The sequence below is a fragment of the Solilutibacter pythonis genome (assembly GCF_003697345.1).
Classification (GTDB): Bacteria; Pseudomonadota; Gammaproteobacteria; order Xanthomonadales; family Xanthomonadaceae; genus Solilutibacter; species Solilutibacter pythonis.
This window is the reverse complement of the sequence record NZ_RFLY01000016.1, coordinates 34286-60543: the sequence shown is the minus strand read 5'-3', so window position 1 is coordinate 60543 and position 26258 is coordinate 34286. Positions and strand designations below refer to the sequence as shown.

Genomic DNA, 26258 nt, shown 5'->3' with positions numbered 1-26258 from the left:
CGGCGCTCAGGCGAAACGCTTGCCGAGCCAGCCGGCCAGGTCGGCGATTTCCTCGCCACAGACCTGGTGCGCCATCGGGTAGGCATGCCATGCCACGTCGAAACCGGCATCGGCCAGCAGATCGCGGCTGTGCTTGCCGCCGGTGTATGGCACCACCGGGTCGTGCATGCCATGCGCCATGAACACCGGCTGCCGGCGCGCGGCGTCGGTGAGCCCGGCCATCGTCGCCGCCCTGAGCGGCAGATAGGTGGATAGCGCCACCAACCCGGCCAGCGGCTCCGCGCGCCGAATACCGGCGGCCAGCGTGATCGCCCCGCCCTGCGAAAAACCGGCCAGCACGACGCGCGAAGGCGGCACCCCCCGCTCACTCTCGCGGGCGACGAGCGCATCGACGTGCGCCACCGATTCGGCCACGCCCTCGGCATCGGCGCGGCTGGACAGGTCCATCTCGCGAATGTCGTACCAGGCGCGCATGCGCATGCCGCCGTTGATCGTCACCGGCCGCACCGGCGCATGCGGAAACACGAAACGCAACGCCGGCCAACCCGGCCGCACCAGCTCCGGCACGATCGGCACGAAATCGTTGCCATCGGCGCCAAGACCATGCAGCCAGATCACCGACCACTCGGGGGCCGGGCCGGTTTCGCGTTCGAGGGTATCGGGGAGTGTGCTCACGGGATCGCCATCAATGGTGGGCCCACCAGGATTCGAACCTGGAACCAAAGGATTATGAGTCCTCTGCTCTAACCGTTGAGCTATAGGCCCGGAAGGGATGCAGTTTACCCGAGCGATGCGGAAAGCCCGCCATGCGGCGGGCTTTCCGGTAGCACGACCGGCGCGGCGCTCACTCCACGTCGAGGAAGCTTCGCAGGGTCTCGGAGCGGCTCGGATGGCGCAGCTTCCGCAGCGCCTTGGCCTCGATCTGGCGGATGCGCTCGCGGGTGACGTCGAACTGCTTGCCGACTTCCTCCAGGGTGTGGTCGGTGTTCATGTCGATGCCGAAGCGCATGCGCAGCACCTTGGCCTCGCGCGGCGTCAGGCCAGCGAGGACGTCGCGCACGGTCTCGATCAGGTTGATGTCGGTGGTGGCGTCGATCGGGGACATCACGTTGGTGTCCTCGATGAAATCGCCCAGGTGGGAATCCTCGTCGTCGCCGATCGGGGTTTCCATCGAGATCGGCTCCTTGGCGATCTTCATCACCTTGCGGATCTTGTCCTCGGGCATGTCCATCTCCTTGGCCAGCTCCTCCGGGGTGGCCTCGCGGCCATAGGTCTGGAGCATCTGGCGCGAGATGCGGTTCAGCTTGTTGATCGTCTCGATCATGTGCACCGGGATGCGGATGGTGCGGGCCTGATCAGCGATGGAGCGGGTGATGGCCTGACGAATCCACCAAGTGGCATAGGTCGAGAACTTGAAGCCGCGACGGAACTCGAACTTGTCCACCGCCTTCATCAGGCCGATATTGCCTTCCTGAATGAGGTCGAGGAATTGCAGGCCGCGGTTGGTGTATTTCTTGGCGATGGAGATGACCAGGCGCAAGTTGGCCTCGACCATTTCCTTCTTGGCCTTGCGCGCCTGCACCTCGCCGTAGGCCATGGTCTTGACGATCTCGCGGATGTCGCCAAGCGTCATCGAGGTCTTGTCCTCCAGGCCGAGGATCATCTCCTGCTGGGCGATGATCTGCTCGCGCACGTCGCGCAGGCCGGAGCCCCACTTCTGCTTGCGCTTGAGCATCTCGTCCACCCAGTCGAAATTGACCTGGTTGCCGTCCCACGCCTTCAGGAAGTCCTTGCGCGGCATGCCGGCCTGGCGGGTGGACAGTTCCATGATGCGACGCTCGCGCATCTTGATTTCGTTCTGGACGCTGCGCAACTGGGCCACCAGCGCATCGAAATACGGCAGCGGGAACTTGAAGGTAACGAAGATGTCGGCCATTTCCTGGCGCAGCTTGCCGACCGGCTTGTGGCCGGCGCCATGCTTGGCCAGCGCCTTTTCGAATTTGCCGTAGAGTTCGGCCATCGCGGCCATGCGCGCCCTGACTTCCTCGGGGTCGGGACCGGAGGGCGCGGGTTCGTCGGCGGCGCCATCGTCCGCATCGTCCTCCTCGGCATCGGCATCCTCGTCCGTGCCGTTGCCGGCATCGGATTCGTCCTCGGCAGCGGCCGCGGCGTTGGCTTCCTCCACGTAATCGTTGAAGCCGGCGATCACCTCCGGCAGGCGCTTCTTGCCTTCGGCGTGCAGGGCGTAGTCGTCCAGCACCATCTTCACCGACGGCGGGAACAGCGCCAGCGAGGCCAGCATCTGGTTCAGCCCTTCCTCGATGCGCTTGGCGATGGCGATCTCGCCCTCGCGGGTCAGCAGCTCGACCGTGCCCATCTCGCGCATGTACATGCGCACCGGGTCGGTGGTGCGGCCGGTCTCGGTATCGAGCGCGGATAGCGCGGCGGCGGCTTCCTCCGCGGCGGTGTCGTCGACATCGCGGTTGCTGCCTTCGCCGGTGATCAAGAGCGTCTCGGCATCGGGCGCGACTTCATGGACATCGATGCCCATGCCGTTGATCATGCTGATGATATCTTCGATCTGCTCCGGGTCGACCAGATCGTCGGGCAGGTGATCGTTGACCTCGGCGTAGGTCAGGTAGCCCTGTTCGAGGCCCTTGCTGATGAGCTGCTTGATTTCGGACTGGGCCTGACGTTCATTGGCCATATGGCGCCACCTGAAAGAAACGGAACCCGCGATTATACCGTTTTGCCGCTGCCGCGGGGTTCAGGTTCGCAGCAGGAAGGTGACCGGGCCGTCATTGACCAGGCTGACCTCCATATGGGCGCGGAAACGCCCGGTTTCCACCCCCGGGGCATGGCGGCGGCGACATTCCTGTACCAGTTGCCGGTACAGGCGTTCAGCTTCGTCCGGGGCGGCGGCGGCGCTGAAGCTCGGGCGCAGGCCGCTGGCGGTATCCGCGGCCAGGGTGAATTGGCTGACCAGGAGCAACTGGCCGCCGGTATCGGTCAGCGAGCGGTTCATGCGGCCGTTGCCGTCGGCGAAGACGCGGTAGCTCAGCAGCTTTTCGGCCATGCGGACGACGCGGGCCGCGTCGTCGCCGCGTTCGGCGCAGACCAGCGCCAGCAGACCCGGACCGATCCGGCCCACGGTTTCGCCATCGATATCAACCTGGGCGCGGCCAACGCGCTGGATCAGGGCAAGCATCCGCCAAGAATACCTTTGACCGGCCAGCGCCTACACTAGCCGGATGCGCGCCTCCCTCCTGTTCCTGCTTGCCCGGCTGGCTGGCTGGCTGCCGTGGCCGGCACTGCGCTGGCTGGGCGACCGGCTGGCCGGATACTGGCGCAACGGCCACCGCCGCGAGAGCCGGGTGGCGATGCGCGGGCTGGAGCTGGCCTTCCCCGGGATGCCCGAGGCCGAACGCGCGGCCCTGCACGAAGCGACGCTGCGCAGCACCGGCCGCCAGAGTTTCGAGACGCTGCGCATCTGGACCCGCCCGGCGGCGGAAACGCTGGCGCTGATCGACGAAGGCCCGGGCGTGGCCTTGTTCGATGCCGCGCTGGCCTCGGGGCGCGGGCTCATCGTGGCCGCGCCGCACCACGGCAACTGGGAACTGCTGAACCGCTGGCTGGCGATGCGCACGGCGCTCGCCATCCTTTACGCGCCACCGGAATCGCCGCTGGTCGAGGCCTTCCTGCGCCGGGTGCGCGAGGCCCGGGACGATGCCGGCCGGGTCGAGCAGATACGCGCCGAGGGCATCGGCATCCGCCAATTGTTCAAGCGTCTGCGGGGCGGTGGCGTGGTCGGCATCCTGCCCGACCAGCAGCCCAAGCAGGGCGATGGCGTATGGGCGCCATTCTTCGGCGTGCCCGCCTCCACCATGACCCTGGTCGGACGGCTGGCCGAGCGCACCGGCGCTCAGGTGCTTTACGCCTGGTGCGAGCGCCAGGGCGAGGGCCCGCGCTTCACGCTCCAGGTCGAGGCCGCGCCACCGGCGATCGCCAGCCACGACGCGCTGGCATCGGCAAGCGCGCTCAATGCCGGCATCGAGGCCATCGTGCGCCGCGACCCGGCGCAGTACCAGTGGACCTACAAGCGCTGGTCGCAGCAGCCCGAGGGCGGAAAATTCGGCAATCCCTACTGGCCGGACTGCTACTGAGCCGGTTCATTACCGACGGCTCGTTACCGGCGACGGGCCAAACCGGCTAGGCTTGCGCGACTTCGATTCCGCTATCGCCATGTTTTCCGAACCCGCGCTTTCAGTCGTCCACCCCGATATCTGGCAACCGCTGCCGGCACGCGGGCGGGTGCTGTTCCGCCTCAGCCATGCCGTCGGCTTCGGTCTGCTGGCACTGTTGCCGGGCATCGGCGGCGGCGTGCTCGCGCACAACGCCTTCAATGCGCCGAACTGGCTCGGGCCGCTCGCCGGGCTGGTCATCGGCGCGGCATACGGCGCGTGGCTCGGCGGACGCCGCCACGGCTATTACCGCTGGAAGCTGGACGAGGAAGGCTTTGCCGTGAAAAGCGGCAAGCTGTGGCAGAGCTGCACGCTGGTGCCGGCCACCCGGGTGCAGCATCTCGACATCAAGCGCGGGCCGCTGGAGCGCGGGCGCGCACTGGCGACGCTGATCGTGCATACCGCCGGCACCCGCGCGCACGCGGTCCGGCTGCCCTGCCTGGACGAGAACGATGCCGAGGCGCTGCGCGCCGAGTTGGCGCGCCGGATCGAGCCGGAACGCGATGACGACTGAAGCCCGCGCCATGCCGCCGCCGATCCCGCCGCTGCGCATCGATGGCGAAGAACACCGGCTGCATCCGTGGTCGTGGCTGTTCGTAACCTTGCAGCACCTCAAGCAGTTCGTCATCCCGCTCCTGTTCCTGCTGTTGGCCGGGCGCGGCAACCGCAACGAACTGTGGCCGCTCATCGGGGTGGGTGTGCTGGCCGCCATCTCCGTGTGGCAATACTTCACCTACCGTTACCGGCTGCTGGACGAGCGCATCGAAATCCGCAGCGGCCTGCTCGAACGCAAGCTGCGGCAGATCGCCTATGCGCGCATCCACAACGTCGCCCTGCACCAGACGCTGCTGCACCGGATCTTCGCCGTGGCCGAGGTGCGGCTGGAATCGGCCGGCGGCAACAAGCCCGAAGCCGAGATGCGTGTGCTGCGGATGGACAAGGCGCTGGCGCTGGAGAAACTGGTGCGCGAACGCGGCGGCGAAAGCATCGCCAGCAGCGAGCCGCGCGCCGGCTCCGAGGCGCGGGTGCTGCTGGCGATGGATACCGGCGAGGTGATCCGCCACGGCTTGATCTCCAACCGCGGCCTGGTGCTGGTCGCCGCCGGCTTCGCCGCCGTATCGCAAGTGTCGTCCGACCTGTTCGCAAGCCTCGGCGAGCGTTTCATCCGCTCCGGCGTGGGCTACGTGGAAGGCCGGCATTTCGGCTGGCTGGACTATCTCCTGGCCGGGCTGTCCTTTTTCGTCCTGTTCGTCGTGGTGCTGCGGGTGCTGTCGGTGGCGGTGTCGCTTATGCAGTACCACGGCTTCACGCTCAGCGAAACGGGCCGCCGCCTGACCGTCAGCCGTGGCCTTTTCACCCGTATCCGCACCAGTGCGCCCAAGCGGCGCATCCAGGCCTGGTTATTGAAGGAAGGCGTGCTGCACCGGCTGTTCGGGCGTCGCGAGCTGTCGGTGGATACCGCGGTCAGCGCCAGCGGCCAGCACCAGCAGCGCGGCCTGCGCGAGCTGGCCCCGGTGGCCAGCCCGGCGCGCTGCGACGAAATCGTCCGCCACCTGCTGCCGCGCGTCGAATGGCCGCTGGAGGACTGGCGGCCACTGCACCGGCTGGCCTGGCTGCGAATGTGGCTGAGCGACTGGTTGTGGACGCCGCCACTCGCCGCCGCGCTGATTTGGCACTTTGGCGACTGGGGCTGGCTGGCGCTGCTGTGGCTGCCCTGGTCGGCCTTCCTGTCGTGGAAGGCCGCGCGATGCACCGGCTGGCGCCTGCATGGCGGGCTCATCGCCGTGCGCCACGGCTGGTGGTCGCGGCAATGGCGCTTCGCGGAGGTGGACAAGCTTCAGGCGCTGCAATTGACGCGCTCGCCGCTCGACCGCCTGTTCGGCATGCGCGGCCTGCTGCTGGACACCGCCGGCGCCAACGCGCTGGCCCCGCTGCACATCGCCCACCTGCGCCCCGAGGATGCCGAAGCCCTGCGCGCTACGCTGGCGAAGCGGCTGGCGAAGAGCGCGCTGCGCTGGTGAGCCTCAGCCGCGCGCGATGACCGCGCGGTAGAACGCCTCGATCCCGGCCAGCTTGTCCTCGATGCGGAAACGTTGCATCGGGTAATCGCGACGCGCGGGCCTGGCTTCGTGCATCGCGCGCAGGGCGGCGGCCAACGCATCGGCATCGCCGATCGGCACCAGCGGCGTGGCGATGACTTCGCGCAGGTGCCGCGCCCCTTCGCTGGCCGAAGCCAGCACCGGCAGGCGCGCGTCCATCGCCTCCAGCAGCACCAGCCCGAACGGCTCGCTGCGAGCGGCGGAAACGAAGACGTCGAAAACCTCCAGCCAATCGCCCGGATTGGCCACGAAGCCCGGCATCGCCACCGCCTTCGGCGCACTTTCGCGCAACCGTTGCCACGCCCCGCCCTGCCCGGCGATCACCAGCCGCGCCGCGCCCGGCAGGCCAGCGCGCCGCCATGCTTCGATCAGCACGTCCAGGCCCTTGCTGTCCTCGATACGGCCAAGCGCGCCGAACACGAAAGCCTCGGGCGCGATGCCCCACTCGGCGCGCAGCCGGGCGCGGGCGTCGGGCGCCGGTGTCCGCGGCAGCGTCCAATTGTCGATCTGCACGCTGCGCGCGCGCATCGCCGCGGGCATCTCGGCCAACTGCCAGGGCGCGATGGCAATCAGGCCATCCAGCCCTTCGTGCTGCTGCGGCTTGTAGCGGATGTGCAGGGTGGCGATGCGCCGGCTCGCGGCATCCTTCCACCCCTTCAGCGCGCGCGCGCCACCGGAAAGATGGGCGTGGGCGATGTCCGGGCGCAGGCGTTTCAGCACCCGCCGCGCACGCCAGCCGGCGAGCAGGTCGCCAACCACGATGACGCGCACGCGCCCGGACAGGCGATGGGCGATGGCGTCGGGGCGGTCCTCGGCGCCGGCCTTGCGCAGGATCATCGTGACCTGGTGCCCCTGCGCGGCCTGCGCGTTCGCCAGTTCCACCGCATGCCGCTCGCTGCCGGCGAAGCGACGGGTCAACAGCAGGTGGGCGATGGACAGCGGCGCGGCGCTCATCGGGGAAGTGTCGCATGACATACTCCCGCGCCATGCAATCGGCACAGGAAAAACTTCCGCTCTCCGGCGTGGTGGTGGCGAAGAACGAAGCCGACCGCATCGGCCGCTGCGTGGCGTCGCTGATGCCGGTCTGCCGCGAGGTGATCGTGCTCGATTCCGGCTCCGGCGATGCCACCGTCGCCATCGCGCGCGAACTCGGCGCGCGGGTCGAACATCGCGATTGGGACGGCTTCGCACGGCAGAAGAACGCCGCCATCGCGCGCGCCACGCAGCCATGGGTGATCCTGCTGGATGCCGACGAATGGCTGGAAGCGGACGCGCAAGACGCGCTGCGAGCGCTGTTTGCCGGCGAAATCGAACAGGCCGATGTCTGGCTGTTGCTTCGCCGCACGCACTGGCTGGGCCAACCGATGCGCCACGGTAGCTTCGCGCGTGAAGCGATCGAGCGGCTGTTCCGCGCCGATCTGCGCCACGCCGATGTGCCGGTGCACGAGTATCTCGACACCGCCGGGCGCACGGTGCGCCGCTCGCGCATCCGGCTGGAACACGACACCGCGCGCAGCGCGCGCGAATACCGCAACAAGTTGGCGAAGTACGCCGCGCTTTGGGCCGAGGCGCGCGCCGCGCGCGGCAAGAACGCCTGGCCGGGGCGCGGCCTGCTGGCGGCGGCGGCCTACGCGCTCAAGAACCTGATCGTGCAAGGCGGCGCGCTGGACGGCCACGCCGGCCGCGCCTTCCACCGCGAGCACATGCGCTACGCGGCGCTGAAGTACCGGCTACTCCGTGAGTTCGCCCGGCGCCGCTGAGCCTGGCGTCGGCACGCAACCGGGGCGTGTCGCGGCGGCCGGCAGCAACAGCCAGCGGCGGCGGTTGTAGACGCCCATGTCGATGGCGTGGCTGTCGTCGATGCAATCGTCCAGCGCATCGTCCTCGATCAGCAGCCAGCGCGTTTGCGGACGCTCGGCCTGCCAGGCGCGGGCATCGCGCAACTGCCCGGCGTTGTCGCGCTTGAAGCCAAAGGTGCGCGCCGGGCGGTCGGCCATCAGCAGATTCTGTTCCTTCCACGCCACCAGCGCCAGCTCGGCGTCCGGGCCAATCCTCTCGCCGCTCGCGCGCATCAGCCCGCGCGCCGAGCTGGCATCGTTCAACAGCGGATAGCCGATGAAGCTGTAGCCCAGCCACAGCGCGGCGATCACCGCATGCAACGCCGCAACGCCGCGCTTCGGCCGCAAGGCCAACGCGGCGAACAAGCCGACGCCGCCGATGACCGCCAGCATCGCGCCCAGCGCATCGCCATCCACCGTGCCGCGGATCGCCGCGAGCCGGGCCTCGAAACCGGGCTGGCCAAGCACCACGGCCAGGCCGGCGACGAGCAATGACAGCGCGAACAGCACAGCGGCGACGAAAGCGCCGGCGCGCACACCGCGCCGGCCCACGACATCGCCCAGCCACGGGCCCATCGCCAGGCACAGCAACGGCAGCGCCGGCAGGATGTAGACCTCGCGCTTGCCGCTGGAAAGCGAGAAGAACAGCACGATCAGCGCCACGCCCCCGAGCGGCAGCAGGACGCGGGCATCGCGCGCCTTCAGCGCCTCGCGCCAGCGCGGCGCGACGAAGGGCACGGCGGCGACCGCCGGCAACCATTGCGTCGCCATCACCACGAGGAAGTAGTACCAGGGCTGATGGTGATGCCAGGCATTGGCGTAGCGCTGGGCGGTCTGCTTGAGCAGGATGTTGTCGGCATAGCCCTGCATCAGCGGGTCGCCGCTGGCCTTGACCGCCAGCAGCATCGGCGCCAGCCAGAGCAGGACCGGCAACAGCAGCATGGCGACGCCGCCCAGCCATTCACGCCCACGCACCCGGCCGATGCCGGGCCAGCGCCGCCCCCACGCGAACGCGGCCGGCAACAGCACCAGCAGCGCCACCACGCCGACGCCCTTACTGATCACGCCAAGCCCCGCCGCCGCCCAGCCGAGATACCACCACGCCGCGGCCGGGCCGCGCAGCAGATGGCGCAGCAAGCCGTAGACCGAGAGCGTGATCCAGAACACCACCAGCGGGTCGATCTGCGCGCGCTTGGCCTGGAAGGTGAACTGGAGGGCGAACAGCAATGCCCACGATGCGTACGCGCCGGCCTCGGCATTCCACAGCCGGCGGCCGAGATCGCGCACCAGCGCCAACGTGCCGAGCGAAGCCAGCAGGGTCGGCAGCAGGAAAGAAAGGCGCAGGCTGCCGGTCGTCGAGAGGAAGACCGCTTGCAGCCACATCAAGAGCGGCGGCTTGTCCGGATACAGCTCGTCGCCGCGCATCGGGAACAGCCATTGCCCGCTCTCCACCATCTGCCGCGCCACCAGCGCGAAGCGCGGCTCGTCGGCGGGCCAGGGGTCGCGCAAGCCAAGGCCGGCAAACAGCAGGACGAAGGCGGTCAGCCAGAAGAAAAGACGTTCACGGCGGGTATCGAGATTCGGCATGGCGGGCAGGATAACGGAGCGCTCCTGCATCGCGCTTCGGGCCCGGCTGCCATGGGTCTTGTAGCGGCATCCGGCTTGGCCGCCACGGCGGCCTTCCATTGGCTCAATCGCGCGCGAGGCGGGCGTAGAAAAAGCCGTCCATGCCGTCTTCGCCCGGCAGGCGTTGGTGGCCAAAGCCGGTATCGCGGCCAAAACGCGCATCCAGCGGCTTGAGCCGCGCCTCGGGCGTGCGGGCCAGAAACGCCTCGATCTGCCGCGCGTTCTCCACCGCTAGGATCGAGCAGGTCGCGTACAGCAGGCTGCCGCCGGATTCGAGCAGAGGCCATAGCGCATCCAGCAAACGCGCCTGCAACGCGACCAGTGCGGCGATGTCGGTTTCGCGCCGATGCAGCAGCACGTCTGGCTGGCGGCGAACGATGCCGGTCGCCGAACACGGGGCGTCGATGACGATGGCACCGAAGGGCTCGCCGTTCCACCACCGATCAGGCGCGGTCGCATCGGCCACCCGCGATTCAACGCAAAGGCCGAGCCGGGCGAAGCCTTCCTCCATGCGGCGCACGCGGCGCGCGTCGGTATCCAGCGCCAGGACGCGCGCGCCGGGATGGCGCTCGGCCAGGTGCGCGGCCTTGCCGCCCGGCGCGGCGCACGCATCCAACACGCGCGTGGCGACCGGCGGCGCCAGGGCATCGGCGACACGCTGGGCGCTGCCGTCCTGCACCGAGACTTCGCCCGTGGCGAAACCGGGCAGCGCCTCCACCGGCAGCGGCGTGTCGAGGCGGATGGCGTCATCCATGTCCGGCGATGGATGCGGGGCGATGCCGGCATCGGCAAGGCGCTCGGCATAGGCGGCGCGCGCGATGCGGCGGCGATTCACCCGCAGCCACATCGGCGGCGGTTGGGCGCTGGCGGCGAAAACGGCTTCGGCATCGTCCGGCCAGGCGACGCGGATGTGCTCGGCCAGCCAGCGCGGCCAGGCGGCGTCGGCGCGCGGCGCCGGCAGCGGCTCACGCAAGGCGCGGCGCAGAAGGGCGTTGATCAGCCCGGATTGGTGGCCACGGCCCAGCCCGCGCGCGGTCTCGACCGTGGCATCGACCGCGGCGTGCGCGGGCAGCCGCATCGCATCGAGTTGGGCGAAACCGGCGTAGAGCAACGCCCGCAAGGCGCCGTCGCGCTTGCCGGGCGGGCGCGTCATCCAGCCGTTCAGCGCCTCGGCGTAGCGGCCATGCTCGCGCAACGCGGCCATCACGATCGCCTCGACCAGCGCACGGTCGCGCGGGTCGGCGAGCTTCGGCAGTTCCACGCCCAGTTCGGCCTTCAGCGAGCGGCCACGGTGCAGTACCGCGTCGATCGCGCGGACGGCGGCCATGCGGGGTTGTACGCCGCTCATCGGCCGCTCAGCGGATGCGTCGCGCATTGAGCCAGTCGGCGGCGGTGATCGCCTTGCCCCCTTCGCGCTGCAACACGCGGATGCGCAGCGCGCCCGCGCCGGTGGCGACATCGATGCCTTCACGGCCGGTGGCGATGATCGTGCCGGGTGGGGCATTGCCGGCATCGACCGCCGCGAGCGGCAGCGCGCCGTGGATGCGCACGCGCTCGCCGCCCAACACCGCCTCGGCCACCGGCCACGGGTGGAAGGCACGCACCTGGCGCGCCAGCCGTTCGGCTGGCCGCGTCCAGTCCAGCCGGGCTTCGGCCTTGTCCAGTTTGTGGGCGTAGCTGACGCCCGCTTCGTCCTGCGCAATCGCGCTGGGCAGAAGGCCGATCCGCAGCAAACCGAGGCCATCGGCCAACACTTGCGCACCGAGCGCGGCAAGCCGGTCGTGCAGGCTGCCGCCGGTATCGGTCTCGCCGATCGGCGTGGTCAGGCTCAGCATCACCGGCCCGGTATCCAGGCCCTTCTGCATCCGCATGAGGCAAACGCCGGTTTCGGCATCGCCCGCTTCGATCGCCCGCTGGATGGGCGCCGCGCCGCGCCAGCGCGGCAGCAGCGAGGCGTGCACGTTCCAAGCCCCATGCACCGGGATATCGAGGATCGATTGCGGCAGGATCAGGCCGTAGGCCACCACCACCAGCAAATCCGGTTGCAGCGCGCGCAGCCATTCGCGCGCCTCGCGGGCTTTCAGCGTTTCGGGCTGGTGCACGGCGACGTTGGCGGCCAGCGCGGCCTGCTTGACCGGCGACATCTGCACCCCGCGCCCGCGCCCGGCCGGGCGGTCGGGCTGGGTCAACACGGCGCTCACGCCCACTTTCTCGCGCACCGCGTGGAAGCAGGGCACGGCGAATTCCGGGGTACCGGCGAAAACGACTCTCATCGGTCAGCGGCCAGGGGCGGAAAGCAGAGCCCAGGGAAAAGCCGAAGCGGAAGCCGGGCGGCGGCTTTGTCTCCAGGCGCTGTTATTCAGTCGCTCCGCGACTTTTCCCCGCCCCCCGGCCCCCGGCCCCCGGCCCCCGCTCATGCCGCCTTCTTCTGCTTGGCCAGCTTCCGCTTCACCATCTCGCGCTTGAGCGGCGAGAGGTAATCGACGAACAGCTTGCCATCGAGATGATCCATCTCGTGCTGGATGCAGACGGCCAGCAGGCCATCGGCATGCCTTTCGAAGGGCTGGCCATCGCGACCCAGCGCGCGCACGGTGATGGCATCGGCGCGGGTGACATCGGCATAAATGCCGGGCACCGACAGGCAGCCTTCCTGATAGACCTGCTCGCCCTGCTTCGCCAATATCTCCGGGTTGATGAAGACCAGCGGCTCATCGTGCGCCTCGCTGACATCGATCACCATGAAACGCTGGTGCACGTCCACCTGGCTCGCCGCCAGGCCGATGCCGGGCGCGGCGTACATGGTTTCGAACATGTCATCGAGCAGCTTCTGGAAATCCGCGCCCGGCACGGCGCCGGCATCGACCGGCACGGCCTTGGTGCGCAGGCGGGGATCGGGAAATTCGAGTATCGTCAGCAGGGCCATGGCGGTCGGGCAATGTCCGGCCGTGGGGAAACGGCCAATCCAAGTCACTAGTGTAGAGGGCGGATTCTAACGTGATGGTTGTGAATCCGCCCCCGTTGAGGTCAAAATGCTCCGTTGCGGGGCCGATCCTTGGGGAATTTTTTGATGGCTGTCGATTTTTCACGCGTAACGCACAAACTGCGGATCGCCTTCATTGCCACCGCGCTGACCGCGATGGCCGGTTACACGCTGGCGCAGGAGTTCCGCGGCGGCCACCCGGATACCTACGTGGTGCGCAAGGGCGACACCCTGTGGGACATCGCCGCGCGCTTCCTGAAGAAGCCGTGGCTGTGGCCGGAAATCTGGCAGGCCAATCCACAGGTCGGGAATCCGCACCTGATCTACCCGGGCGACGTACTGAGCCTGGCCTACCTCAACCGCGTCCAGCCCGGCCCGCGCGCTGACGCGCCGATCCCGGCGGTGCCGCTGTCGCAGGTCGAGCCGTTCCTGAAGGACATGCGGATATACGACCGCATCGACAACCTCCCCTATGTGGTCGGCCTCGAAGACGACCGCCTGCTGGGCATCCAGAGCCAATCCGTGTACGTGCGCGGCCTGGGTCCCAGTTCCCGATCCGGCCAGCGCTTCGCCGTGCTGCGCCCGGTGCAGACCTACCGGATGGGCCGTCGCGCCGGCTGCTGCGCGCTGGTCGGCCACGACCAGCTCGACCGTGCCGGCCGGCCCATACTGGACCCGTCCTACGAACGAATTTGGAGCGAAATCCTGCTGGCCAAGGGCGGCAGGATGGAAAAGCTCGGCATCGAGATGCGCAAGGTCAATACCGGCGTGATCACCCGTGGCGAGGCTGGCGGCATCGAAGCCTCCACACTGATGCTTGACGACAAGATGGTCGAAGTCCGGATTGGCGACAAACTGGTACCGATCGAAAGCACCGCCTACGACCTGCAATTCATCCCGCACCCGCCGAAACGCCAGTTCCCCTACCAGAAGGCCCAGGTGTTGTCGGTGGCCGACCGCAACATCGTGGCCGGCCCGCGCGACGTGGTGGCGCTCTCGGTCGGCGCCCGCGACGGCGTCGACAACGGCACCGTTTTCTCGATGTGGCGGGTCGGCAGCCACGCGGTGGACCGCGTGCAGGTGCCGGAACGCAGCCAGGATCTGGTCGGCGGCAACAACCGAGTGCGCCTGCCGGACGAATTCGCCGGCCATGTGATGGTCTTCCGCACCTTCGACAAGGTCAGCTATGGCCTGGTGATGGACAGCGTCAAGCCAAGCAAGGCCGGCTATGAGCTGAAGCATCCCGACGCCCCGTACTGAGCGGACTTTTCCGACCCGACCACCAGACGGCGCCCGAGGGCGCCGTCTTCGTTTCCGCGGCAGGCTGTACGCATGCCGCTCACACCCGACACGGATGCCCTGTTGCGCCTGGCCCTGGCCGGCGGCGCCCTCGCCCCGCGCCACCGCTTGCTGGCGGGCGCCGGCTCACCCCAGGCGGCCCTGGCCGCCGGCCCCGGCGCATGGCGCGACGCCGGCCTCGACGAAACGGCGCGCTCGACCCTGCGCGGGCGCGATGCTGGCGCCGAGCGCCGCATCGACCAAGCTCGGCGCTGGCTGGACACGCCCGGCCATCACCTGATCGGCTGCCACGGCCCCGACTATCCGCCGCTGCTGGCCCGTACCCGCCGCCCGCCGCTGGCGTTGTTCGTGGCTGGCGAGCCGGGGCGGCTCTGGCATCCGCAGATCGCCATCGTCGGCAGCCGGCGAGCCAGCGCCAACGGGCTGGACAACGCCCATGCCTTCGCCCGGCGACTGGCCACCGGCGGCTGGGCGATCACCAGCGGCCTCGCCGCCGGGATCGATGCCGCCGCCCATGCCGGCGCGCTGGCCGCCCCCGAAGGGCTGACGGTGGCCGTATTGGGCTGCGGTCCCGACGTCGCCTACCCCGCCGCCCACACGGAGCTGATGGCGCGGATCGCCGGGCGCGGCGTGCTGGTCAGTGAACTGCCGCCGGGAACGCCGCCCATGCGCGGCCATTTCCCCGCGCGCAACCGGATCGTCGCCGGGCTGACCCTGGCGACCCTGGTGGTGGAGGCCGCCGAACGCTCCGGCGCGCTGATCACCGCCCGGCTCGCCGCCGAGGCCGGGCGCGAGGTGTTCGCCCTGCCCGGCTCGATCCACAACCCGATGGCGCGCGGCTGCCACCGCCTGCTGCGCGAAGGCGCCGGCCTGATCGCCAGCCCCGACGAAATACTGGCATCGCTGGCCCCGCTCCTCGACCACCTGGCCACCGGCTTGCGCCAACGCCTTGGCGGCTCCACCCCGGCGTCGGGGGATGACGACAACGCCGACCCTCCCGACCCCCATGGCTTGTGGCGGGCGCTCGGCCATGACCCCACCCCTATGGATACCCTGGTGGCACGAACGGGATTGACGGTGGTCGAACTCTCGCCCATGCTGCTGGCGTTGGAACTGGAAGGCCGTGTGTCGGTCGAACATGGTCGCTACACCCGCAAGTCCCCGGTATCCCGCTGATCACCTGTAACGCGCCACCGGCGCAGGGCGAGGGCAATGAAAGAAAGCATCCTGGACGTGCTGCTGTACCTGTTCGAGCATTACTTCACCAACGAGGACGTCGACCAGCACGTCCGCGACCGCGACTCCCTCCAAAGGGAACTGCTACAGGCCGGCTTCAGCCCCGCCGAGGCCAACCGCGCATTCGACTGGCTGGAAGCCCTGGACGCCCGCCGCCCGGTTGCCCGCACCACCCGCGCCCATGCCCCACTGCGCGTCTTCCACGGCCCGGAGCTGGACAAGCTGGACGTCGAGGCGCGCGGCTTTCTGCTGTTCCTCGAACAGCACGGCATCCTCGACCCCGACCAGCGCGAGTTGGTGCTCGACCGCGCGATGGCGCTGGATCAGGACGACATCGACCTCGACGACCTCAAGTGGGTGGTGCTGATGGTGCTGTTCAACCAGCCCGGCGCCGAAGCCGCCTACGCCTGGATGGAAACCCAGATGTTCGGCGACGATCCCGAGCCGCTGCACTGACGCCGGCGCCGGGCAAACGCCCGGCGCATCGTCGGCGAGGCCGGCTCAGAACGGGATGTCCAACGCCGGCTCCAGCGCCAACAGGCGCTCGCGGAAAGCCTCCTGTATCTCCCGCAACGCCGGCTCATCCACCGCTTCGAAGCGCAACACCAGGATCGGCGTGGTATTGGAGGCGCGCACCAAGCCCCAACCGTTCTTCCAATCGGCGCGGAGGCCATCGATGGTATTGCTGCGGGCCTCGGCGAAATCGCCCATCGCCACGAACCGCTCGATGAAGGCGTGCGGGTCTTCGACCGGAATCTTCAGCTCCGGCGTGCTGATGCCCTCGGGTATCCCGGCGAACACCGTATCGGCGTCGTCCGTGCGCGCGGCCAGTATCTCCAGCAGACGCGCGGCCGAATAGATCCCGTCGTCGAAACCGTACCAGCGCTCCTTGAAGAAGAAGTGGCCGCTCATCTCGCCGGCCAGCTCGGCATCGGTCTCGCGCATCTTGGCCTTGATGAAGGAGTGGCCGGTCTTCCACATCAGCGGACTGCCGCCGTGGCGCAGCACCCACGGCATCAACGCGCCGGTGCATTTGACGTCGTACACGATCACCGCGCCCGGCTGTCGCTCCAGCACGTCGGCGGCGAACAGCATCAACAGACGGTCAGGGAAGACGTTGCGGCCGGCCGGCGTGACCACGCCGAGGCGATCGCCATCTCCATCGAAAGCCAGACCGATATCGGCGCCGCTGCGCTGCACGGCCTGGGTCAGATCCGCCAGATTGTGCGGATCGCTGGGATCGGGATGATGATTGGGGAAATGGCCGTCGATCTCGCAATACAGCGGCTCGACCTCGGCGCCGATCGCCTCCAGCACCTTCGGCCCGAGATCGCCGGCGGCGCCGTTGCCGGCATCCACCACCACCCGCAGCGGCCGCCCCAGTTGGATATCGGCGGCCACCCGCTGCAAATAGTCGCCGGCGGCATCGCGGGTCTCCAGCGCGCCCGGCCCGGCTGCGCGGTACAGCCGCCCCTCGACGATGCGCTGGTACAGCGCGACGATCGCCTCGCCGGACAGCGTCTCGCCGCCGACCACGATCTTGAAGCCGTTGTAGTCCGGCGGATTATGGCTGCCAGTCACCGCCACGCAGGAGCCGGCGCGCAGGTGATAGGCGGCGAAGTAGACCAGCGGAGTCGGCGCCAGGCCGATGTCGATGACCTTGCGGCCGGTGCTGCGCAGGCCCTCGATCAGGGCGGCGGAAAGCGCCGGCCCGGACAGCCGGCCATCGCGACCGACCACGATGTCGCTCAGCCCCTGCTCCCGCATCAACGAGCCGACGGCCTGGCCGATCGCCCGCGCCACCTCGGCATCCAGCCCCTGTCCGACCACGCCACGGATGTCGTAGGCGCGGAAGATGTCACGGTCGAGCCGCTCCGGCGCGAGGCCGGCGGCCACGTTCGAGTCCTGCGACATTTCGATTTCCTCCATACCCATTCGGTCGGCCAGCGACACGCGTCCCCGGCCCTCCGCCTGCGTGAGCGGAGCGGCGGCCAGCGTCTCGCCGAGCGTCGGCGCTTCCGCTTCGTCCACCACGGCCGCCGGGCGCCGGCGATTCAGGCGCGGCCAAGCCAGCAACAACCCCGCGACGATGGCCAGCAGCAGACCGATCGCCCCACAAGCGAGCGCACCCAGCCCATAAGGCCCGGCCTCGGCGGTCGGCAGGCCAATGGCGATGCGGAAACCGCCGCCGCGCACCGGCGCCGCGTTGGCCTCGGAAGTCCCGGCCAGCGCGGGATCCCCGTCTTGGATCACGTTCACCATGCCTTGGCGCAGGGCGATGTAGCCATTGCCCGTTTTCACCGTGGCGATCAGGCGATTGGCCTCGGTCAGCGGGAATGCCGCCAGCGCGGCGGCGCCCTCGGGCAGCGGGACGCCGGCCAGCAACATGCCGCCGGCGCCGCTCCGGCCGACGCGCATCACCGGCTTACCGGCCATCTGCACTTCCTCGACCACCGCCAGCTTGCCGTAGCCGGTCTCCGGCAACTTGTCGTAGAAAGCCCCCAGGTCGGCGGGATACACCTCCACCGCGGCGGCCTTGGGCAACGCCGCCGTCAGCGCCGCCGCGGCCTCGCGGTCGCCGGCCTTCAACGCCTCGGCCACCTCGGGCTTCGCCACGGCCTCCACCACCTGGGCGCTCAAAGCGCCGAACTGGTGCCCGATCTCGCCCGCCACGCGGTCGCGCTCGAACATCAGGGCTTCGTCCGCCGCCTGCGCCCACCACAGCCGCAGCCCCGACCACATGAACCACAGCGCCAGCAGACCGCACAGCACCGCCATCAGTGTCAATGCCCGCCGCGCTTCCTCCGGCGAACCCATTTGCAGTTTCGGCAACGATTGCCGGTTGATCTTGATCGCCATCATTTCCCCTCAGCGCAAACCCGTGTGACCAAACCCACCAGCGCCGCGCGCGCTGGCCTCGAATGCCTCCACCCTCTCGAACACCGCCCGCACCACCGGCATCAGCACCAGTTGGGCGATGCGGTCTCCCGGCTCCAACGTATGCGCCGCGCCGCCACGGTTCCAGACCGACACCATCAGCGGCCCCTGGTAATCGGCATCGATCAGCCCGGTGCCGTTGCCGAGCACGATGCCGTGCCGGTGGCCGAGACCCGAGCGCGGCAACACCATCGCGCACAGGCCGGGGTCGGCAATGTGGATGGCGATACCCGAGGGCACCAGCGCGGTCTCGCCCGGCGCCAGGGTCAGCGGCGCATCGATGGCCGCGCGCAAGTCCAGGCCGGCGCTGCCCTCGGTGGCATGGGCGGGCAGCGGCCACTCCCCCCCGATGCGGGGGTCGAGCACTTTCATTTGCAGGATATGTTGCATGGATCAGAGTCGTGAGGTGATGAGATCGATGAGGGTGGCGGCGAGCGCGGTCTTCGGCGCCGGGCCAAGACGCGCTTCGCCATCGCGCCAATAGAGGGAAAGGGTATTGTCGTCGGCTTCGAAACCACTACCGGCGACGCCGACCCGGTTGGCGCAGATCATGTCCACGCGTTTGGCCTCCAACTTGCCGCGCGCGTAACGCGCCAGGTCGTCGGTCTCGGCGGCGAACCCCACCACCAGCCGGGGGCGCAAGGGATGCGCGGCAACCTCGGCCAGGATGTCCCGGGTGCGCACCAGCGTCAGGGTCAGGGTGTCGCATCCGGGCGTCTTCTTGAGCTTCGAGGCGGAAAACGCCCTGGGAGTGAAATCGGCCACCGCCGCGGCGCCGATGTAGACATCCGCCGGCAGCGCCGCCATCACCGCGGCGTGCATGTCGGCGGCACTGCGCACGTCGATGCGCTCGACATCCCCCGGCGTGGCCAGTTGCACCGGCCCTGCCACCAGCACGACCCCGGCGCCACGGCGCGCGGCTTCGGCGGCAATCGCGAACCCCATCTTGCCGCTGGAGCGATTGCCGAGGAAACGCGCCGGGTCGATGTCCTCGCAGGTCGGCCCGGCACTGACCACGACCCGCCGACCGGCCAGGCTCATGTCAGCCGCTCCGCCAGCGCGGCGACGATCTCCTCCGGCTCGCTCATCCGCCCCGGCCCGGTCTCGCCACAGGCCTGCGCGCCGACGCCCGGGCCAACCAGCCAGACACCGCGTGCCTTTAGCGTCTCCACGTTCGACTGCGTCGCCGGATGCAACCACATGCGGTGATTCATCGCCGGCGCGACGAGCATCGGCGCGGCGGTGGCGAGGCAGAGCGTGGATACCAGATCGTCGGCCAGGCCATGCGCCAGCTTCGCCAGGGTGTGGGCGGTAGCGGGCGCGATGACGATGGCATCCGGCCAGCGCGCCAGTTCGATATGCCCCATCGCGGCCTCGGCGGCGGCATCCCACAGGCTTTCGCGCACCGGGTTGCCGGTCAACGCCTGGAAGGTGGTCGCGCCGACGAAATGCCTCGCGCCCTCGGTCATCGCCACCCGCACCGCCACCCCGGCCTTGCCGAGCAGGCGCGCCAACTCCGCCGCCTTGTAGGCGGCCACCCCGCCGGTCACGCACAGCAGGACGCGTTTTCCTCCGAGGGGGGTCGCGACGGTCACGGGCCGGGAATTTCCTACATGCCAACAAACGCCCAGCTTACCCGAACCCGGTATTCGCCCGATGCCGAACGACACCCACCCGGCGCAAGCTGACCGCACGCCCACGCATTGCCGCCTCATGCCTATCCGCCACTGGCCCGAAAACGAACGCCCCAGGGAAAAACTGCTCCGGAAGGGCGCGGCCAGCCTGTCGGACGCCGAATTGCTGGCCCTGTTCCTCGGCTCCGGCCTGCGCGGCCAGGACGCGGTCAGCACCGCGCGCGGCCTGCTGACCGAAACCGGGTCGCTGCGCCGCCTGCTGGAGCGCCCGCCCGGCGAACTGGCGGCGCTGCGCGGCGTCGGCCCGGCGCGCGCCTGCCTGCTGTCGGCCGCACTGGAACTGTGCGGGCGCTTCATGGCCGCCGGGCTGGAACGCGGCGACGCGCTGACCGAGCCCGAGGCCGCCGGCCGCTACTTCGGCCAGCGCCTGCGCAGCCGCACCCACGAAATCTTCGCCGCGCTGTTTCTCGACAACCGCCATCGCGCGCTGGCCTTCGAGGAACTATTCACCGGCACCATCGACGGCGCCGAGGTGCACCCGCGCGAGGTGGTGCGGCGCGCGCTGGCGCACAACGCGGCGGCGGTGATCGTCGGCCACAACCACCCCAGCGGCGACCCCAACCCCAGCCAGGCGGACTTCGCCGTGACCCGGCAACTGAAACACGCGCTGCGGCTGGTGGACGTACGCCTGCTCGACCACTTCGTCGTCGCCGACGGCCCACCGGTATCGATGGCCGCCCGCGGCTGGGTTTGAAAGCCGGATGCGCCACACTGCCGTAGACTATGCGGCCGCAACACCCCACGCCGCATCCCAGTGAAAGCCCAGCTCAAGTCCCTGGTCGAACAGGGCATCGCCGCCCTTCGCGCCACCGGCACCCTACCCGCCGATACCCCCACACCCGATTTCGTCATCGAGCGCCCGCGCGAAGCCAGCCACGGCGATTTCTCCACCAACGCCGCGATGCTGCTGGCGAAGGCCGCGCGCGGCAACCCGCGCGCGCTGGCCCAGGCGCTGGTGGATGCCCTGCCGCGCGACGCCGCCATCGCCCGCACCGAGATCGCCGGGCCGGGCTTCATCAACTTCCACCTCGCCACCGCCGCGTGGCAGAGCGTGGTGCGCGCGGTGCATGCCGGGGGCGACGCCTTCGGCCGCAACGACAGCGGCGCCGGCCAGACCGTCGGCGTGGAATACGTCTCCGCCAACCCCACCGGCCCGCTGCACGTCGGTCACGGCCGCGCCGCCGCGATCGGCGACTCCATCGCCCGCGTGCTGGCGGCCAACGGCTGGCGCGTGATCCGCGAGTTCTACTACAACGACGCCGGCATGCAGATCGAGAACCTGACGAAATCGGTCAAGGCGCGCGCCGACGGCCTGAAGCCCGGCGACGCCGGCTGGCCGGCCGACGCCTACAACGGCGACTACATCGCCGACGTCGCCGACGCGTACATGCGCGGCGACCTCGTCGAGGTCGAAGGCCAGACCATCACCTCCTCAGGCGACAAGGACGACCTCGACGCCATCCGCCAGTTCTCCGTGGCCTGGCTGCGCCGCGAACAGAATGCCGACCTCGCTGCCTACGCCGTCGCCTTCGACAACTATTTCCTCGAATCCTCGCTGTATGCCGACGGCAAGGTGGAAGAGACCGTGGCCGAGCTGCTCAAGCACGGCCATGCCTACGAGGAAGGCGGCGCGCTATGGTTGCGCACCACCGATTTCGGCGACGACAAAGACCGGGTGATGCGCAAGTCCGATGGCAGCTACACCTATTTCGTGCCAGACGTGGCCTATCACCGCAACAAATGGCAGCGCGGCTGGCGGCGCGCCATCACCGAACTGGGCGCCGACCACCACGGCTCGCTGGCGCGGGTGCGCGCGGGCCTCCAGGCGCTCGACGCCGGCATTCCCCAAGGCTACCCGGATTACGTACTGCACCAGATGGTCACCGTGATGCGCGGCGGCGAGGAAGTGAAGCTCAGCAAACGCGCCGGTAGCTACGTCACGCTGCGCGACCTGATCGAAGAGGCCGGCAAGGACGCGACGCGTTGGTTCCTCATCGCGCGCAAGCCCGATTCCCAGCTCACCTTCGACATCGACCTGGCCCGCTCGCAGTCGAACGACAACCCCGTCTACTACGTGCAGTACGCCCACGCCCGCGTTCACAGCCTGTTGCGGCAGGCGGCGGAAAAGGGCCACGACATCGACATCGACAACGGCCTCGCCCACCTCGACGGACTCGGCGACGGCACCAGCCAGGCATTGATGATCGAGCTTTCGCGCTACCCCGAGGTGGTCGAAACCGCCGCAGTCACGCTGGAGCCACACGCGATCGCGCAGTATCTGCGCGAGCTCGCCACCGCCTTCCATACCGCCTATCACGCGCAGCCGGTGCTGGTGGAAGACCGCGACGAGCGCGACGCCCGGCTCGCCCTCTGCACCGCCACCGCGCAGGTGCTGAAGAACGGGATGGATTTGCTCGGTGTCTCGGCACCGGAAAAAATGTAAGGAGCAGGAACGAATGGCCGCACGACGCGGAAAATCCCAGGCCCGCCGCAGCGGCGGCGGAAACAGCGGGCTGCCGGGTTGGGCCTGGCTGGTGATCGGCGTGCTGATCGCGCTGGTGGCGGTATTGGCGGCGCCAAAGTTCATCGGTGACGGCCAGAAGGGCGAAGGCGGCTTCTTCCGCATCGGCGGGCCGCAACCCAACCCGGACGCACAGCCCAAAGGCAACCACGAACCCGATGGCGCCTTCGACCCGGCTACCGCCGCGCGGACGCCGCCGCCACCGGCCAAGACCACGACCGAAAAGCCCACCGGCTTTGATTTCTACGAAGTACTGCCCGGCGAGGAAGTGGCGATGACCGATGCCCAGCTCGCCGCCATACAGAAGGAAGAGGCCCGCCGCCAGGCCGCCGCCGATGCCGCGGCGAAAGCGGCCAACCAGGATGCCGCCAACCAGGCCGTCGATGCCCATGCGCGCGCGGTCGCCGCCGCGAGTGGCCAGGCGCTGCCGCGGCCGATCAACGAGAGCGGCGCGCAGCCGGCCCCGGCTGGCAACAACCCGCCGGTCGCACCGCCACCCGCGCCGCCCGCCTCCCAGGCCGCGCGCGCCGAAACCGCCGCCAGGCCGGCCAACGCCACCCCGTACATCCTGCAAGCCGGCGCCTTCCAGGCCAATGGCGATGCGGAAGCGACCAAGGCCAGAATCGCCCTGCTCGGCCTCAACGCACGGGTGGAATCGGCCGACATCGGCGGCAAGACCGTCTTCCGCGTGCGCATGGGCCCCTACGCCAGCGCCACCGAGCTGGCCGACGCCAAACAGAAACTCGCCAACGGCGGCCTGTCGGCGGTGGCGATCAAATCCAAATAAACCGCCCCGCCAGGCGGTAGCGCGGCCCAACCGCTACCGCGCCGGCCTCTTTCACGAGATTGACCCGATCGCTTCCCCGACAACCGTGAATCCCTGGCCGATGCTGGATGCCATCGAGTCACGCCCTTGCGGGCGGGTACGCGCCCACTGACAAGTACATCGCACGCCCGGCGTGGCGAGTTTCAATTCCCGCGCCCATGCGGGCGCGACACTTTCGATAAAGCGAGCTTCTTCACGATGCCCACGATTGTTTCAATTCCCGCGCCCGCGAGGGCGTGACCATTGCATCCGTAATCTTCCCGGTGCTCGCCCGTGGCTTCAATCCCAAGCCCGCGAGGGCGCGTCCCAGGTGCAGCAGCGAAGCCAGCGACCTTTCGAGGTTTCAATTTCCACCCCCGCAAGGGCGCGCCCCAAGGGCAAGGCCGGGAATCACGGAGCACGTCCCGTTCCCCGCCCCAAGGGCATGATCAGTTCCTCAACCTCCGGCAAGCGCCAGTCGGCGTTTCAATTTTCACGCCCGCAAGGGCGTGACGTGGAAATATCTTAAAATTGCGGAGCCGGAGGAGTTTCAATTCCCACGCCCGCGAGGGCGTGACTAGTGATATCCCCCACCCCCTTAATAGCTCGCCAGTTTCAATTCCCACGCCCGCGAGGGCGTGACTGCTGGCACACGTAGCGGCCAAGACGCTGGATCAAGTTTCAATTCCCACGCCCGCGAGGGCGTGACGCGGGCCTCGTCGTCAATCGGGCGAATCTTCCCGTTTCAATTCCCACGCCCGCGAGGGCGTGACCAAGGCGTTCGGCGGCAAGACCATGCGGCGCATCCTGTTTCAATTCCCACGCCCGCGAGGGCGTGACCGCTGATGATAGCTGGACGCGGTGCAGTGGCACAGAGTTTCAATTCCCACGCCCGCGAGGGCGTGACCCCACCCGCTTGTGCTGATGCCCACAGGTACAGGGTTTCAATTCCCACGCCCGCGAGGGCGTGACACGCTCGCAATCTGATTAGGGGACATCATGTACCAGTTTCAATTCCCACGCCCGCGAGGGCGTGACATTCCACCGCCAGTCGCCATGCCAGCACATCGGCGTTTCAATTCCCACGCCCGCGAGGGCGTGACCTGTGGAGACCGCTCGTGCGTGCTTTTTATCATTCGTTTCAATTCCCACGCCCGCGAGGGCGTGACGTGACACGCGCAGATGCGCGACGCCGAGCGCCTGCTGCGCGTTTCAATTCCCACGCCCGCGAGGGCGTGACAGGCTGTCCAGGAATACGTGCGCGTGGGGGCTCGATGTTTCAATTCCCACGCCCGCGAGGGCGTGACGCGGGAGCGTGGCTGCCCGCCCTTGGCCTGGCTGTTTCAATTCCCACGCCCGCGAGGGCGTGACATCAGCCACACAACGGCATCTGCAATCCGGTAGATGTTTCAATTCCCACGCCCGCGAGGGCGTGACATCAGCCACACAACGGCATCTGCAATCCGGTAGATGTTTCAATTCCCACGCCCGCGAGGGCGTGACTCTCCACATCAATCGGCGGCGTACCGTGGAAGCGTTTCAATTCCCACGCCCGCGAGGGCGTGACCCCCTGCCATGCACCCCATCACTATCATCACTGGCGTTTCAATTCCCACGCCCGCGAGGGCGTGACGACCCCGCCTTTCGGCGGGGCTTGACTGTCACAGTTTCAATTCCCACGCCCGCGAGGGCGTGACCAGGTGCGGATGTAGTACTGCCACGCCGCTGCGGTTTCAATTCCCACGCCCGCGAGGGCGTGACCTCGGCAATTGCCGTCCTCGTCTGGATCAGCGCGTTTCAATTCCCATGCCCGCGAGGGCGTGACCCGCATCGCGCCTCGCCGCTTCACGTGGGCGCCTGGTTTCAATTCCCACGCCCGCGAGGGCGTGACACTCTATAACGCACAGCTTGATGGACGCGCTTATAGTTTCAATTCCCACGCCCGCGAGGGCGTGACTCCACCAGATGGCCGTGCCCGGCCATCCCTGCATGTTTCAATTCCCACGCCCGCGAGGGCGTGACGATGGTTGGCCCGCTCTTGGCTTATGCGGTCATGAAGTTTTAATTCCCACGCCCGCGAGGGCGTGACGAGACCCCGCCTTTCGGCGGGGCTTGACTGTCACAGTTTCAATTCCCACGCCCGCGAGGGCGTGACAGCTGGCGCAACGTTGCCTCTAACATCATGACGCGTTTCAATTCCCACGCCCGCGAGGGCGTGACTGGGCCGTTGTAATTTTGCTGGTGCTGATCTGGTTGTTTCAATTCCCACGCCCGCGAGGGCGTGACAGCTAATGGACGAATCAAAGATGAACGTTGACCCGGTTTCAATTCCCACGCCCGCGAGGGCGTGACCGGGGGCCTCCGGGGATTCCCGGAGGCCTTCCGGGTTTCAATTCCCACGCCCGCGAGGGCGTGACTCGTAAATAAGTGCCATCTGGTGTAGGACGCGCTGTGTTTCAATTCCCACGCCCGCGAGGGCGTGACCAGTGCGCTGGCATCGCTCAGCACGCGTAGGTCGTTTCAATTCCCACGCCCGCGAGGGCGTGACGGGCGGACGGTGCGGGTTGGCATACCGGCACAAAGGTTTCAATTCCCACGCCCGCGAGGGCGTGACCCCCTTCACCTCCAGCGTGGGCTGCATGTTCTTGACGTTTCAATTCCCACGCCCGCGAGAGCGTGACCATAGCAGGAGTGAGGGCAGCGCCGGACTCGAACGTTTCAATTCCCACGCCCGCGAGGGCGTGACGCCGCAACAGGCTCCGAGAAATCCAAAGAACAGGGTTTCAATTCCCACGCCCGCGAGGGCGTGACGCTATCCGTGTCGCCTTGCTCTTTGCCCTTTTCGTGTTTCAATTCCCACGCCCGCGAGGGCGTGACGGCACTGCCTCCTGGCATCGCACGCGGGGTCTGGGTTTCAATTCCCACGCCCGCGAGGGCGTGACCAGAGACGGCTGCTGATCTGCTGGCAAGTGCCACGGTTTC

The 26258-nt window shown here is 68.6% G+C and carries 20 protein-coding genes, 1 tRNA gene, 1 pseudogene and 1 CRISPR repeat array (1 of these 23 cut by a window edge); of the genes and pseudogenes, 10 read left to right on the top strand and 12 right to left on the bottom strand.

Annotated elements, in window-relative coordinates; genetic code table 11:
• Window positions 1-6: 6 nt before the first annotated feature.
• The 4 genes from EBB59_RS10855 to dtd all read right to left on the bottom strand — a co-directional run bounded on the left by EBB59_RS10855 (window position 7) and on the right by dtd (window position 3208).
• Window positions 7-675, bottom strand: coding sequence for an alpha/beta hydrolase (locus EBB59_RS10855; protein ID WP_158601782.1), 669 nt, complete (start codon window positions 673-675; stop codon window positions 7-9).
• A gap of 14 nt (window positions 676-689) precedes the next feature.
• Window positions 690-765 (bottom strand) — tRNA-Ile (locus EBB59_RS10850).
• A 79-nt stretch (window positions 766-844) separates the two neighbouring features.
• Window positions 845-2707, bottom strand: a complete 1863-nt coding sequence (rpoD, locus tag EBB59_RS10845) for an RNA polymerase sigma factor RpoD (protein ID WP_122102169.1) — start codon at window positions 2705-2707, stop codon at window positions 845-847.
• Between the two features lie 60 nt (window positions 2708-2767).
• Window positions 2768-3208, bottom strand: coding sequence for a D-aminoacyl-tRNA deacylase (gene dtd, locus EBB59_RS10840; protein WP_122102168.1), 441 nt, complete (start codon window positions 3206-3208; stop codon window positions 2768-2770).
• Between the two features lie 43 nt (window positions 3209-3251).
• Here dtd and EBB59_RS10835 point away from each other — a divergent pair, with 43 nt between their 5' ends.
• The 3 genes from EBB59_RS10835 to EBB59_RS10825 all read left to right on the top strand — a co-directional run bounded on the left by EBB59_RS10835 (window position 3252) and on the right by EBB59_RS10825 (window position 6262).
• Window positions 3252-4163, top strand: a complete 912-nt coding sequence (locus tag EBB59_RS10835) for a lauroyl acyltransferase (RefSeq protein ID WP_122102167.1) — start codon at window positions 3252-3254, stop codon at window positions 4161-4163.
• 79 nt (window positions 4164-4242) lie between these two features.
• The gene (locus EBB59_RS10830) at window positions 4243-4755 is read left to right on the top strand and encodes a PH domain-containing protein (RefSeq protein WP_122102166.1); all 513 of its coding nucleotides are present in this window, start codon (window positions 4243-4245) and stop codon (window positions 4753-4755) included.
• A gap of 10 nt (window positions 4756-4765) precedes the next feature.
• A complete protein-coding gene (locus EBB59_RS10825) occupies window positions 4766-6262 on the top strand; it encodes a PH domain-containing protein (RefSeq protein WP_122102165.1) in 1497 nt (498 codons plus the stop codon).
• 3 nt (window positions 6263-6265) lie between these two features.
• On the opposite strand, the gene EBB59_RS10820 is transcribed toward EBB59_RS10825, so the two are convergent.
• Complete coding sequence (locus EBB59_RS10820) at window positions 6266-7294, bottom strand: glycosyltransferase (protein WP_158601781.1); 1029 nt, start codon at window positions 7292-7294, stop codon at window positions 6266-6268.
• 14 nt (window positions 7295-7308) lie between these two features.
• Between EBB59_RS10820 and EBB59_RS13505 the strand changes: the two genes are divergently transcribed.
• A complete protein-coding gene (locus EBB59_RS13505; protein ID WP_147455567.1) occupies window positions 7309-8100 on the top strand; it encodes a glycosyltransferase family 2 protein in 792 nt (263 codons plus the stop codon).
• Here EBB59_RS13505 and EBB59_RS10810 read toward each other — a convergent pair.
• The 4 genes from EBB59_RS10810 to def all read right to left on the bottom strand — a co-directional run bounded on the left by EBB59_RS10810 (window position 8071) and on the right by def (window position 12727).
• The gene (locus tag EBB59_RS10810) at window positions 8071-9765 is read right to left on the bottom strand and encodes an ArnT family glycosyltransferase (protein WP_122102191.1); all 1695 of its coding nucleotides are present in this window, start codon (window positions 9763-9765) and stop codon (window positions 8071-8073) included. The genes EBB59_RS13505 and EBB59_RS10810 overlap by 30 nt on opposite strands.
• 103 nt (window positions 9766-9868) lie before the next feature.
• Window positions 9869-11179 carry a 16S rRNA (cytosine(967)-C(5))-methyltransferase RsmB gene (gene rsmB, locus EBB59_RS10805; RefSeq protein WP_122102163.1) on the bottom strand — a complete coding sequence of 437 codons (1311 nt, stop codon included), beginning with the start codon at window positions 11177-11179 and terminating at the stop codon, window positions 9869-9871.
• Window positions 11160-12077, bottom strand: coding sequence for a methionyl-tRNA formyltransferase (fmt, locus tag EBB59_RS10800; RefSeq protein WP_122102162.1), 918 nt, complete (start codon window positions 12075-12077; stop codon window positions 11160-11162). The genes rsmB and fmt overlap by 20 nt, the downstream gene beginning before the upstream one ends.
• Window positions 12078-12217: 140 nt before the next feature.
• Window positions 12218-12727, bottom strand: coding sequence for a peptide deformylase (def, locus tag EBB59_RS10795; RefSeq protein WP_122102161.1), 510 nt, complete (start codon window positions 12725-12727; stop codon window positions 12218-12220).
• 144 nt (window positions 12728-12871) lie between these two features.
• Here def and EBB59_RS10790 point away from each other — a divergent pair, with 144 nt between their 5' ends.
• The 3 genes from EBB59_RS10790 to EBB59_RS10780 all read left to right on the top strand — a co-directional run bounded on the left by EBB59_RS10790 (window position 12872) and on the right by EBB59_RS10780 (window position 15775).
• Window positions 12872-14044, top strand: coding sequence for a LysM peptidoglycan-binding domain-containing protein (locus EBB59_RS10790; RefSeq protein ID WP_122102160.1), 1173 nt, complete (start codon window positions 12872-12874; stop codon window positions 14042-14044).
• Between the two features lie 72 nt (window positions 14045-14116).
• A complete protein-coding gene (gene dprA / locus EBB59_RS10785) occupies window positions 14117-15259 on the top strand; it encodes a DNA-processing protein DprA (RefSeq protein ID WP_122102159.1) in 1143 nt (380 codons plus the stop codon).
• Window positions 15260-15295: 36 nt separating this feature from the next.
• Window positions 15296-15775: a DUF494 family protein gene (locus EBB59_RS10780; protein WP_122102158.1), complete on the top strand. Its 480-nt coding sequence runs from the start codon at window positions 15296-15298 to the stop codon at window positions 15773-15775.
• Window positions 15776-15820: 45 nt separating this feature from the next.
• Here the strand turns inward: EBB59_RS10780 and EBB59_RS10775 are convergent, their stop codons facing one another.
• The 3 genes and pseudogenes from EBB59_RS10775 to coaBC form a co-directional block, all read right to left on the bottom strand.
• Window positions 15821-18178: a phosphomannomutase/phosphoglucomutase gene (locus EBB59_RS10775; protein WP_122102190.1), complete on the bottom strand. Its 2358-nt coding sequence runs from the start codon at window positions 18176-18178 to the stop codon at window positions 15821-15823.
• Window positions 18179-18187: 9 nt separating this feature from the next.
• Window positions 18188-18646, bottom strand: a complete 459-nt coding sequence (gene dut, locus EBB59_RS10770) for a dUTP diphosphatase (protein WP_122102157.1) — start codon at window positions 18644-18646, stop codon at window positions 18188-18190.
• Between the two features lie 3 nt (window positions 18647-18649).
• Window positions 18650-19851: pseudogene (coaBC, locus tag EBB59_RS10765) on the bottom strand (bifunctional phosphopantothenoylcysteine decarboxylase/phosphopantothenate--cysteine ligase CoaBC).
• A gap of 118 nt (window positions 19852-19969) precedes the next feature.
• Here coaBC and radC point away from each other — a divergent pair.
• Genes radC through EBB59_RS10750 form a run of 3 tightly spaced genes read left to right on the top strand, consistent with a single transcriptional unit; the run spans window position 19970 to window position 23258 of the window.
• Entirely contained in the window at window positions 19970-20644 is a 675-nt protein-coding gene (gene radC / locus EBB59_RS10760) for a RadC family protein (protein WP_122102156.1), read from the top strand.
• A gap of 60 nt (window positions 20645-20704) precedes the next feature.
• On the top strand, window positions 20705-22393 hold the full coding sequence (gene argS / locus EBB59_RS10755; RefSeq protein WP_122102155.1) for an arginine--tRNA ligase: 1689 nt from the start codon (window positions 20705-20707) through the stop codon (window positions 22391-22393).
• A 13-nt stretch (window positions 22394-22406) separates the two neighbouring features.
• Window positions 22407-23258, top strand: coding sequence for an SPOR domain-containing protein (locus EBB59_RS10750; protein WP_122102154.1), 852 nt, complete (start codon window positions 22407-22409; stop codon window positions 23256-23258).
• Between the two features lie 500 nt (window positions 23259-23758).
• Window positions 23759-26258: a CRISPR direct-repeat array (repeat unit 31 nt; unit sequence GTTTCAATTCCCACGCCCGCGAGGGCGTGAC) (it continues 6140 nt past the right edge of the window).